The sequence below is a fragment of the Aeromonas sp. BIGb0445 genome, from assembly GCF_024809075.1.
In the GTDB taxonomy this organism is placed as follows: Bacteria; Pseudomonadota; Gammaproteobacteria; order Enterobacterales; family Aeromonadaceae; genus Aeromonas; species Aeromonas rivuli.
The window spans coordinates 95,177-106,279 of the sequence record NZ_JANUES010000011.1; the positions used below are offsets into that span (position 1 = coordinate 95,177).

Here is an 11,103-nt window from a genome sequence, read left to right on the forward strand (position 1 = left end):
GAACCGGCCCCCGCGCTACCGCGTCATGGGCCATCTGACAACGTGCAACCCGCTGACAGGCTGCGAGTTGCCCGCCCCTGTGATGACCCCTCGCCAGCGAGCACATCTGACCCGGCTCACGCTTCTGCGGGACCCGGGCCCTTGCCCCTATGAGCCCGGGGCCCGGCAATGTTAGATTGATGGACATGCGGTGCCGAACAGCGGTACCGGATGCGGTCAGTCACCCACTGCCGCCGCATCTGCCTTTAACCAAGACGTAAGGAAGAGAACCTTGGTGCTCCCCGCCTCCCTCATGACCCAGGCCGATCGCCACTGGCAACGCCTGCTCGTTCAAGCCCCCCAGTATGGCGAGCTGACCGGCGCCAGCCGCGCTGAACTGCTCACCCTGTTTGGCCTCTCAGATTTCGCCGCCGAGGCCCTGATCCAGGAGCCGACCCTGCTGGCCGAACTGCTCGCCTCGACGGAGCTTCACAGCGACAACCGCTGGCGCGCCTATGAGCCGGAGCTCGCGGCCCTGCTCGCCGACCAGGTGGACGAAGAGGCACTCAAGCGCACCCTGCGCCGTTTTCGCCGCAGCCGCATGCTGGTCATCGCCTGGCGTGAGCTCCTCGGCCGCGCCGAGGTAGAGGAGAGTTTCATTCACCTGACCAGGCTGGCGGATGCCCTCATCTGTGGCGCCCGTGACTGGCTGTACAGCAAACAGTGCGACGAGCTGGGCACCCCCATGGATGGTGACGGCAACCCCCAGCCCTTGCTGATCCTCGGCATGGGCAAACTGGGGGGTGGCGAGCTGAACTTCTCCTCGGACATCGACCTCATCTTCACCTTCCCCGAGAACGGTTACACGGTCGGCGGGCGGCGCGAGCTGGCCAATCAACAGTTCTTCATCAAGCTGGGTCAGCGGCTGATCAACGCCCTGCACCAGACCACAGTCGATGGTCAGGTATTCCGGGTCGACATGCGGCTGCGTCCCTTTGGCGAGGCGGGGCCGCTGGCCATCTCCTTCGCCGCCATGGAGGATTACTACCAGCACCATGGTCGCAACTGGGAGCGCTACGCCATGGTCAAGGCCAGGGTGCTTGGCCAGGAGTGCGCGCAGAGCCAAGCGCTCAGCGAACTGCTGCGCCCCTTTGTGTTTCGCCGCTACATCGATTTTGGCGTCATCGATGGCCTGCGCCAGATGAAGGCCATGATCGCCGCCGAGGTACGCCGCAAGGGGCTCAAGGACAATATCAAGCTGGGTGCCGGTGGCATCCGCGAGGTGGAGTTCATCGCCCAGGCGCTGCAACTCATCCGGGGCGGGCGAGAGCCCTTGCTGCGAGTGCGTCACCTGCCCGAGGCCCTGAATGCCATCGCCCAGAGCGGTGCCCTGACCCCGGAGCGTTGCGATTGCCTGCTCAATGCCTACCGTTTCCTGCGCCGGGTCGAGAACCTGTTGCAGGAAATTGGCGATCAGCAGACCCAGACCCTGCCCACGGAGGAGCGCGACAGGCTGCGGCTCATCACGGCGCTTGGCTTCCCGGATTGGGAGGCCTTCATGACCCGTCTCGATCAGGAGATGGCCGCCGTCCATGGGGAGTTCGTCGCCGTGGTCGGGGAGGAGAAGGAGGCGCCGGATCATCTGGAACAGGCCTGGCTGGATCTGTGGCGCACCGATCTGGATGCCGCCGAAGTAGGCATTCTGCTCACCGAGCAGGGAGTCAGCGACCCCGAGCCGCTGGCCGGGGCCGTACTGCGCTTCAAGGAGGAGTACAAGCGTCGCCAGATTGGCCCCCAGGGCCGGATCGCCCTGGACTGGCTGATGCCCGAGTTACTGCGTCTTGTGGTAGCGAGCGAGACCCCTGCCCGCCTGTTCGAGCGGGTCTGCACCCTGCTCACCCGCATCTTCACCCGCAGCGCCTATCTGCAACTGCTGGCAGAAAATCCGGCCGCCCTGCGCCAGCTGGTGCGGCTGTGCGACGCCAGTCACCTGGTGAGCGAGCAGCTCGCCCGCTACCCCATCTTGCTCGATGAACTGCTCGATCCCCAGCACCTCTACCACCCTACGCCCCTCGATCAATACAAACCCCAGCTGCGCCAGTTCCTGCTGCGCATCCCGGAAGAGGACGTAGAGCAGCAGATGGAGGCCCTGCGTCAGTTCAAGCAGGTACAGTTGCTGCGCATCGTCGCCGCCGACATCGCCGGTGCCCTGCCACTGATGAAGGTGAGCGATCACCTCACCTGGCTGGCCGAAGCCCTGGTGGAAGAGGTGGTCAATCAGGCCTGGAGCCAGATCAGCGAGCGTTACGGCGTGCCTCCCGACGTGGCCGAGAGCGGTCGGCGCAGCTTCGCCGTGGTGGCCTATGGCAAGCTGGGGGGCATAGAGCTCGGCTACGGGTCGGATCTCGATCTGGTGTTCCTGCACGGGGGTGACCCCAACAGCTACACCAATGGCCCCAAGCCCATCGACAGCCGCCAGTTCTACCTGCGCCTGGCCCAGCGGGTGCTGCACCTGTTCAGCACCCGCACCCCCTCCGGCATCCTCTACGAGATCGATATGCGCCTGCGCCCATCGGGGGATGCCGGGTTGCTGGTGTCCTCCCTGGCCGCTTATCAGCAGTATCAGGAGAACGAGGCCTGGACCTGGGAACATCAGGCCCTGGTCCGGGCAAGGCCCATTTACGGCGATGATGACATCGTCGCCGAATTTTTGCGTATCAGACGCGATCTCTTGGCAACCAAGCGAGATTTGGGGGAGTTGGCCAAGGAGGTGCGCGAGATGCGTGTCAAGATGCGCGGCCACCTGCTCAAGGCGGCAGAGGGGGAGTTCGATCTCAAGCAATCCCCGGGGGGCATGGTGGATATCGAGTTCCTTGCCCAGTATCTGGTACTGGCCCATGCCCATAGCGAGCCTCAGGCCCTGACCCGCTGGTCAGATAACGTGCGCATCTTCGATGAGTGCGTGATGGCCGGTGTACTCAGCCTGGAGCAGGCCGAAGGGTTGAAACATGCCTATCTGGAGATCCGCAACCTGGGGCACCGCCTCAATCTCTCCGAGATCAGCCGCAAGGTAAAAGACGATCAACTGCTGGCCGAGCGCCAGCTGGTCAGCCAGGTGTGGCAGCAGCAGCTCGGCGACTGAGCCAGAGCCCCGACCCCAGGGTGGATCCTCATCCTGGGGTCGATGTCCGCTGACGTGTGCCACTCGATCTCCTTCACCCTAGAAAGTTCATTATTAACGGTGAGCAAGGTCTGATTTTTGTCACTGATGACTTGGCATGAAATTAAATTTTGCTAAACATGGAGCTGGTAGCCGCCCGCCTCATGAATACTATGTATTTCTTTCATCTGTCGAGTGCCTTTATTAACTGAATATTCATCAGAAAAATGAGGTGTTTATGGATTTCCCTGAAAGATTACAGAGCTTGGCAAAAAAGATTACCCAGCAAGCAGCAATGATCACGACTGAAGAAGCGACCAAAAATGCGTTCGTAATGCCTTTTCTCCATAGTGTACTTGGATATGATGTGTTTGACCCGACAGAGGTTATCCCTGAGTTCACGGCTGATACAGGTATTAAAAAAGGCGAAAAGGTCGATTATGCAATTCTCAAGGATGGTCAGGTTCAGATCCTCGTTGAGTGTAAAAAGTACAGCGAGAAATTATCCACCAAACACTCAGGACAGTTGTTTCGATATTTCTCGGTCACTAATGCACGAATTGGCATTCTGACCAATGGCGCCCAATACGAGTTTTATACCGACTTGGATGCTCCGAATAAGATGGATGAAAAGCCCTTCTTAACGCTGGATCTGGAAGATATTGATGAACATGTGATCCCTGAGGTACTCAAATTGAGCAAGAGTACTTTCGATGTCGAATCGGTGGTCGATGCCGCAGGCGAATTGAAGTACTTGAGCCAAATAAAAAAACTGTTAGCAGAACAGTTTAATAGCCCTGAAGAGGACTTTGTACGTTTCTTTGCCTCTCGTATCTATGGTGGTGTGTTGACGGCCAAAGTGAAACAGAGCTTCTCTGACATTACCACCAAAGCCCTTCAGCAGTTTCTAAACGACAGTATCAATGCAAGGTTGAAATCAGCTATAGGCTCCAGTGTCAACACTATGCCCCAGGCAAATGAAATTCATACATTAAAAGAAAATGATAGTGGTCATAACATGCAAGAAATCGATGAAAAATCTAAGGTTGACACCACTCTAGAGGAGATAGAAGGGTTTAATGTCGTCAAGGCTATATTAAGACAGAAGTTTGATGTATCCAGAATTATTGCTCGAGATACTCAAAGTTATTTTGGTGTATTGCTCGATGACAACAATCGCAAACCATTATGTAGACTGCACTTCAATGCCAAACAAAAATATATTGGTCTGTTTGATGAGAACAAGAAAGAAACTCGACATCCAATAGATTCCATAGATGATATTTTTCATGTGTCAGACTTGCTGCTGAATAGCACGTCGACATATGAATAAGGATAATAAGGAGATCAATAATGCCCTATTGCTCTCCTTATCAGTCCACTAGCCTCGGCTCAGGACTTGATATAGGCGAAGCCCTGTTGCTGCAATTCGATCAGGGTCAGGACGCCGGTAGAGACGACCTCAACCCCCGCCAGCAGCCGCTCGGGGGCTATCTGCTGACCTCGCAGGGAGTTGGCGCAGGCCAGCAACCTGACGCCCTGTTGCCGCAGACCGGCCCACTCGGGCTCACTCTCTCCTCCTTCCAGCAGGCTGGTTACCGCTATCCCATTGACCAGCAACACCAGCTCCCCGGGTTCACCAGCCATAGCCGCCAGTAAGTTATTGAGATTATTGAATGCCGCCCGGCTGCGATCCCGCTCGGACAGGTGAAAGACCACTCGAATCATCTGTTACCTCCTTGTTAGTGATCCCCATGATGACAGTCGCCGCCCCACAAGGCGAGCCTCATGGCTCCCAGCCAAGAGAAGCGACCCCAGCCAACTGGTCAGACCTGAGTGCCAGCCCAGTCATAACAAGGGCTAGACATTATTTCGGCAGAAAAATGGATTTTATATGAATGTAAATGCCCTCCCCCTCGGTCTTCTAAAGCGAGGTCGATAGAGCAGCGTCATTATGATCCAACTCATTAACAAGGTTCGTAATGATGTCTGAGCATCTTGATCCCCCGACTCATGTGGTGGGGGAGTCGCTCCTCACCAAGATCAAGTCACATGGACGCTCGGCCAACGCTGGTAGAGTGACAATCCTTCAAGGAGATAGAACATGCACGCAACCCGTAAAACCATGAACCGTCTGGCCGGTGCCGCCCTCGCAATGGCTGCCGTCTCCCTCTCTGGTGCCGCTCTGGCCGCCAATACCGGACAACATGGTGAAAATCAGGTCCAATGTTGGGGAGTCAACAGCTGCAAGGGCCATAATGACTGCAAGACCGCCAGCAACGCTTGCAAGGGTCAAGGCAGCTGCAAGGGCCAAGGCTTCATGAGCCTGACCCGCGAAGAGTGCAATGCCCAAGGCGGTAAAGTCCGCTAACCTGGTCTTTCGCAGGGTAGAATGGCCGGTGACCCCATGGGGAAACCGGCCTGTTTTTATGGCAAGCATGGATAGATCAGGAGCTCAGATGCACAGTTTCCCCTGGCTCGGCTTTGGTTTAGGGCTCAGGCCTCCCCACTTCCAAGAGGTGCTGGATGGGGCGCAGGGCGCCGACTGGTTCGAGATCCTCTCGGAAAACTTCATGGTGGCAGGGGGCAAACCCCGCTATTACCTGGAGCAGGTCCGGGCCGATTACCCCATCGTCATGCACGGGGTATCGATGAACATAGGCTCGGCGGATCCCCTCGACATGGATTACCTCAGCCGCTTGAGGGAGTTGATGCGCAGCATAGAGCCCGCCTGGCTGTCGGATCACCTCTGCTGGACCGGTGTCTCTGGCCACAACAGCCATGACCTGCTGCCGCTGCCCTTGACCGATGCCGTGCTCACCCATCTGTGCGAGCGTATCGATCAGGTGCAGAATTATCTCGGCCGCCCCCTGGTACTGGAAAATGCCTCAACTTATCTCGAATTTGCCGGTGCCGACTACCGCGAGCATGAGTTTCTCAACCACCTCAGCCGCCGGAGTGGTTGCCGCCTGCTGCTCGATATCAACAACATCTATGTGAGCAGCCGCAATCACGGTTTCGATGCCAACGCCTACCTCGACGCCATCGACAGGGATGCCGTGGTGCAGTTCCATCTCGCGGGCCATAGCGACTATGGGGACTATGTCATTGATACCCATGACCACCCCATCGTCGATCCTGTCTGGGCCCTGTTTGAGCGGGCAGTGCGCCGCTTCGGGCCGATCAGTACCATGATAGAGCGCGACGACCATATCCCCCCCTTCCCTGAGCTGGTCAGCGAGCTGGATCAGGCAAGGCAGATTGCCGCCCCGCACTGGGCTCTGGAGACGCAAGATGTCAACGCCGGTTGAGCTTCAGGCTCTGCAACAGGCCTTCATGACGGGTTTGCAACAACAGACCGCAACCCCACCCATTCCCCTCGTTGTCGGTTCGCTGCCCGCCGATCTGCGCTGGTACATCTATGCCAACGCCTACCAGAGCCGACTGCTGGAGTGCCTGCAACAGGACTTCGAGCAGACCTGGGCCTATGTGGGGGATGAGATGTTTGCTTCCCTCTGCCAGGAGTATCTGCAGCAGCGCCCTCCCCACAGCTGGACCCTGCGTGAGCTGGGGGCTCAGTTTCCCCTCTATCTGGAGCAGGCCCTGGCCGAACATCCTCAGGTGAGCGAGTTGGCCGAGTTCGAATGGCGACTGCGCGGCGCCTTCGATGCCGCCGATGCCGAGCCACTGACCCTCGGCGAGATCCAGCGCCTGGACCCTGAGTCCTGGCCCGATCTGCGCTTCCTGGTGACGCCCTCCACTGATCTGCATCTCCAGCATTTCAACTCCCTGGAGGTGTGGAAGGCACTCAAGGCCGAGCAGACCCCCCCTCCCCCACAGCGCAGTGAGTGTGCCATCCCTTGCCTCATCTGGCGCGATCCCGAACGGCGCACCCGCTATCGCAGCCTGGATGCTGATGAAGCCATTCTGGTCGACGCCCTGCTCCATCAGGAGGCGTTCGCAACGCTCTGCATGTTGCTCAATGCCCGTCTGCCCGGTGACAACGCCGCCTTCCAGGCTGGCCAGTATCTGCAACAGTGGCTCACGGATGGGCTGCTCGGCGGTTACCGGCTGGAGCAAGACACATCACGGCTCGATTGACACCGCCTGGTTCAGCCACACAAACGAAACAGCCCCACCGATCTCTCGGCAGGGCTGTTTTGTTTGACGGGGTCCCCGGTTATTTGAACAATCCCTTGAGCAGCTGGTCGGCCACCCCCTTGATTTGCTCATCCTCAGCCTTGTCCCCGAGCAGTTTCTTGAGGCCGCGCTCGGCCTCCTTGCGCGCCTTCTCCTCCAGCAGCTTGTTATCGGCGAGCAGCACCTTGATGTCCAGCTTGTAGCTGGGGTCACGCCAATGCCCCCCGATCTTGACCGGGATGGTAATCCCCTTGAGCTCGGCCAGATCCTTGCCGCCCTGCCCCTTGCTGGTCTCCACCACTGTCGTTGCCATCAGGAAGTCCAGGGTCTCGGGCAGCAGCTCCGTTTTTCCCTTGCCCTCGACCCGCAGCGCCGGAGCCAACAGCAGAATATCGTCACTGCTCGCCACGCCTTTGGCTATCTTGAAGCTCGCCGTCAGGGCACTGAAATCTGTCTTGCGTGCCTCCTTGACCTCCCTGGCTTTCTCTCCCTTGAGCGTCGCCTTGGCCTCGCGCAGCATCTGCGGCAGGTTGATACCATTCAGGGCCCCATCTTCCACCTTGAGCCCTATGGTGCCGCTCAACTGGCTACGCAACGCATGGGAAGAGAGTCCTAGGCCACTGAGCTCAATATCGGCATCGCCTCTGCCCGCCAGCAGGTCGGTCTTGGCAACGCTGTGAAGCAAGGGCTGCAGATCCACCCCCTTGATTTGCTTGTGTACCTTGAAGCTGGCCGGTTGCTGACGCGCATCGATCACCCCCTCCCCCTGAACCGAGCCGCCAAACAGCTTGGCACTAACATGCTTGAGATTGACCAGCCCCTTGTTGGCGGCCAGATCGAGCTCAACCTGCTGGGCGGTCACCCCATCGGCGATCAGGGTCCCCAGTTGCAGGCGACCGGCCAGATCCAGCCCTTTCAACCAGCTCAGATCCGGTTCAGCCGTGATGGTTGATGGCGCAACAGGGGCATTCGTTGATTTGGAGGCAGGGGCGCTCTGGTTGTCCGACTCGGGGTTAGCGGTAATCCCCTTGTCCATTTTTTGGCGCCAGGCATCCAGATCCAGCCGCTCGGCCGCAAGATTGAAACGAATGGCAGGCACTGCCGTCATCGCCACGCTGGCATCGCCGTTCAGCTGCAGATCATCTACGCCAAACCGTAACTTGGGCAGGGTCAACGTTTTATTCGCCATGGCCCATTGCCCCTCACCAGCCAAGGCCATCTTGACCCCGGACTCAGGCAGTTGCGGACCACTCAAGGCGCCATCGAGGGTCAAGTCACTAAAATCGACCAGGCTCTGGGCACCATTGAGACGCCCCTTGAGCTTGCTCTTCAGATCGAACTTCAGCTCTCCCTGCTGTCCTTGAGCACTCAGGTCAAGCTGGCTCCATTGATCCAGCATCAGACGATCCGCGCTCAGCGTGAAATGGTCGACTCGGGTATCGGCCTGCTGTAGTGAGCCTTCGACAGCGAGGCCCTGCAACTCACTCGTCGCGAGATCCTTGCCGAGTTTCAGCTTGCTTGCCCCCTTGGCCGCTAATTTGAGCCCCTGCGGTTCCCCCTCCAGCGCGAAGCTGATGGGCACCCAGGTATCGAGTCTGAGCTCGCCCAGGGCGAGGTCGAGGCGCGCCAGCTGGAGGCGAGAGCCGCTGCGATCATCCAGCACCAGGGCACTGGCCTGATTGAGGGAGATGCTCTCTATGTCCAACTGCCACTTCGCCTTGTTGGGATCGGCCTGCTCCCCCCGTGTCACAGGCTCGGCACTGGGCTCTGTGGCCACGCTCCCATCAGCCTTCTTCAGGCCACTTAAGTTGGAGCTGCCATCGGCCTTGGTCTGGATAAAGAGGTGAGCCCCGTCCAGCGCCACCTCGCCAATCTGTAGCTGATGGGAGAGCAGAGGCAACAGGGCGACCGAGGCCTGGCCTCGTTCGAAGCGTACCAAATCCGGCTCGGCAAATCCGCTCGGATTGCGCAGCGCCACCTGCTCGAGGGAGAGTCCCAGACTCGGCCAGAAGGTCCATGCGATGGGGCCCGATACCACCAGGTCCCGCCCCGTGTTCTTCTTCACCTGCTCTATCAGCAAGGGTTTGAAATCATTGGGGTCGATCAGGGTTACCAGAGCCGCGCCCCCGACCAGCAAGGCCGCGCCCAGCCCCAGCACCCCATAGATGATCTTCTTCATGAGTCACTCTCTCTCAAAAAACCGATTGCCTCGACTATACCATGGTCAGCCAGCAGCAGGCCGGGCTAGCCCCCCATCACGCTCGGGAGGCGACAGCTTCTGAACCCCGATAAGGCAAAGACCGGCACATTGGCCGGTCTTTGCGGTTAACACTGTTCGTGCAATGCCCTCACCCCTTGAGGTGTTCGGCAAACAGCTGCCTGAATTTCTCCAGTTTGGGACGGATCACTATCTGGCAATAAGGCTGCTCACCATGCTGGGCATAGTAGTCCTTGTGGTCCGCCTCTGCAGGATAGAAGCCATCATAGCCGGTCAACTCGGTCACCAGGGGGCTGGCGAAAACCTTGGCTTCATCCAGCGCCTTGATCATGGCCCCGGCGACCCGCACTTGCTCATCATCATGGGCAAAGATCACCGAGCGGTACTGAGGACCCACATCATGACCCTGACGATTGAGAGTGGTGGGATCATGGCTGGCAAAGAAGGCCTCCAACAGGGTCGCAAAGTCGATAACGGCGGGGTCGTATTCGATCTGTACCACCTCGGCATGGCCGGTTTGGCCCGAACAGACCCGTTGGTAATCTGCATCCCTGGCCGCTCCGCCCGCATAACCCGAGCTGACCTTGCTGACCCCCTTCAGGCTGCTGAATACCGCCTCGACACACCAGAAGCAGCCTGCTCCCAGGGTCGCCAATGCCATCTTAGACCCCTGAGGCTCGCTCCCCTCCCTAGCCTCAAAATCGAGGGAGACGGAGTTGACACAGTGGCGCAGATTCTTGTCGGTCAGATACTCCCCTTCAAATACATGGCCAAGGTGCCCTTCACACTGGGCGCACACTATCTCGACCCGGTGACCGTCCGCATCGGGAATTCGCTTCACCGCCCCCGGGATCTCATCATCGAAGGCCGGCCAACCACAGTGGGCATTGAACTTGTGTTCTGAGGTATAGAGAGGCGCACCACACTTCTTGCACAGATAGCGCCCGGGGGCATCGTGACGGTAATACTCGCCACTGAAGGGACGCTCGGTCCCTTTCTGCTCAATCACATATTTTTCGAACTCTGTCAGGGCAGCCATGATGGACCTCCTTTATTGCAGGTGAATAGTAGACCGGAAAGCTGCTTGTCCTATTTCAAGCCCAGGCGACGCGAGATACAAGCCTGAGCATCAACAAGGAACCTTACCGTAAAAACAGGTTGGATCACCCAACAAGCAGAGCGCCCCACCTGTCTCTCTTGTCTTGCACCTGCCTGATTGGCGTGCTGAACCCGTGGCTTAGTGCTCAACCAGACCGGTCTGCCAGAATGGCAAATCATGATGCAATGGCTGATATTTGCGCCAAACGATCGCGAACAAGCCTGTAAAAGCCCTAACGGCAGAGCCATGGTTTCCAATAATGAGGGTGAAAAATGTGGGCTTTTGGCGCCATTTGAATTACGTGGAGGGGACTAAAAGAGAGTGAAACATGGCAGGGCGGATCATATGGGCATGGCTGCCACCCGGCTTAAAAATGCACAAAAGCAAAAAGGCCTTCCCGTGAGGGAAGGCCTTTCTATTTATTGGCGGAGCGGACGGGACTCGAACCCGCGACCCCCGGCGTGACAGGCCGGTATTCTAACCAACTGAACTACCGCTCCGCAATTT

General features: G+C 58.3%; 8 protein-coding genes and 1 tRNA gene. 5 read left to right on the plus strand and 4 right to left on the minus strand.

Features of this window, described 5'->3' with window-relative positions; translation table 11 throughout:
* Positions 1-292: 292 nt before the first annotated feature.
* A complete protein-coding gene (gene glnE, locus M2367_RS17225) occupies positions 293-3,121 on the plus strand; it encodes a bifunctional [glutamate--ammonia ligase]-adenylyl-L-tyrosine phosphorylase/[glutamate--ammonia-ligase] adenylyltransferase (RefSeq protein ID WP_259237367.1) in 2,829 nt (942 codons plus the stop codon).
* Between the two features lie 256 nt (positions 3,122-3,377).
* Positions 3,378-4,472: a type I restriction endonuclease gene (locus tag M2367_RS17230; RefSeq protein ID WP_259237359.1), complete on the plus strand. Its 1,095-nt coding sequence runs from the start codon at positions 3,378-3,380 to the stop codon at positions 4,470-4,472.
* A gap of 59 nt (positions 4,473-4,531) precedes the next feature.
* On the opposite strand, the gene M2367_RS17235 is transcribed toward M2367_RS17230, so the two are convergent.
* Positions 4,532-4,867, minus strand: coding sequence for a DsrE family protein (locus M2367_RS17235; RefSeq protein WP_042041989.1), 336 nt, complete (start codon positions 4,865-4,867; stop codon positions 4,532-4,534).
* Positions 4,868-5,243: 376 nt separating this feature from the next.
* Between M2367_RS17235 and M2367_RS17240 the strand changes: the two genes are divergently transcribed.
* The 3 genes from M2367_RS17240 (at position 5,244) to M2367_RS17250 (ending at position 7,240) form a co-directional block, all read left to right on the plus strand.
* Entirely contained in the window at positions 5,244-5,510 is a 267-nt protein-coding gene (locus M2367_RS17240; RefSeq protein WP_259237360.1) for a hypothetical protein, read from the plus strand.
* Positions 5,511-5,598: 88 nt separating this feature from the next.
* Complete coding sequence (locus M2367_RS17245; RefSeq protein ID WP_259237361.1) at positions 5,599-6,450, plus strand: DUF692 domain-containing protein; 852 nt, start codon at positions 5,599-5,601, stop codon at positions 6,448-6,450.
* Positions 6,434-7,240, plus strand: coding sequence for a DNA-binding domain-containing protein (locus tag M2367_RS17250; protein WP_259237362.1), 807 nt, complete (start codon positions 6,434-6,436; stop codon positions 7,238-7,240). The genes M2367_RS17245 and M2367_RS17250 overlap by 17 nt, the downstream gene beginning before the upstream one ends.
* 79 nt (positions 7,241-7,319) lie before the next feature.
* Here the strand turns inward: M2367_RS17250 and M2367_RS17255 are convergent, their stop codons facing one another.
* The 3 genes from M2367_RS17255 to M2367_RS17265 form a co-directional block, all read right to left on the minus strand.
* Positions 7,320-9,458, minus strand: a complete 2,139-nt coding sequence (locus M2367_RS17255; RefSeq protein WP_259237363.1) for an AsmA family protein — start codon at positions 9,456-9,458, stop codon at positions 7,320-7,322.
* Between the two features lie 169 nt (positions 9,459-9,627).
* The gene (locus M2367_RS17260; protein WP_042041994.1) at positions 9,628-10,536 is read right to left on the minus strand and encodes a bifunctional methionine sulfoxide reductase B/A protein; all 909 of its coding nucleotides are present in this window, start codon (positions 10,534-10,536) and stop codon (positions 9,628-9,630) included.
* A 483-nt stretch (positions 10,537-11,019) separates the two neighbouring features.
* Positions 11,020-11,096: transfer RNA gene (locus M2367_RS17265), tRNA-Asp, on the minus strand.
* Positions 11,097-11,103 lie beyond the last annotated feature (7 nt).

Bases quoted from the DNA above. Each gene is read 5' to 3' on its own strand.
- glnE (WP_259237367.1), top strand. From the start codon at position 293: ATGACCCAGGCCGATCGCCACTGGCAACGCCTGCTCGTTCAAGCCCCC.
- M2367_RS17230 (WP_259237359.1), top strand. From the start codon at position 3,378: ATGGATTTCCCTGAAAGATTACAGAGCTTGGCAAAAAAGATTACCCAG.
- M2367_RS17235 (WP_042041989.1), bottom strand. From the start codon at position 4,867: ATGATTCGAGTGGTCTTTCACCTGTCCGAGCGGGATCGCAGCCGGGCG.
- M2367_RS17240 (WP_259237360.1), top strand. From the start codon at position 5,244: ATGCACGCAACCCGTAAAACCATGAACCGTCTGGCCGGTGCCGCCCTC.
- M2367_RS17245 (WP_259237361.1), top strand. From the start codon at position 5,599: ATGCACAGTTTCCCCTGGCTCGGCTTTGGTTTAGGGCTCAGGCCTCCC.
- M2367_RS17250 (WP_259237362.1), top strand. From the start codon at position 6,434: ATGTCAACGCCGGTTGAGCTTCAGGCTCTGCAACAGGCCTTCATGACG.
- M2367_RS17255 (WP_259237363.1), bottom strand. From the start codon at position 9,458: ATGAAGAAGATCATCTATGGGGTGCTGGGGCTGGGCGCGGCCTTGCTG.
- M2367_RS17260 (WP_042041994.1), bottom strand. From the start codon at position 10,536: ATGGCTGCCCTGACAGAGTTCGAAAAATATGTGATTGAGCAGAAAGGG.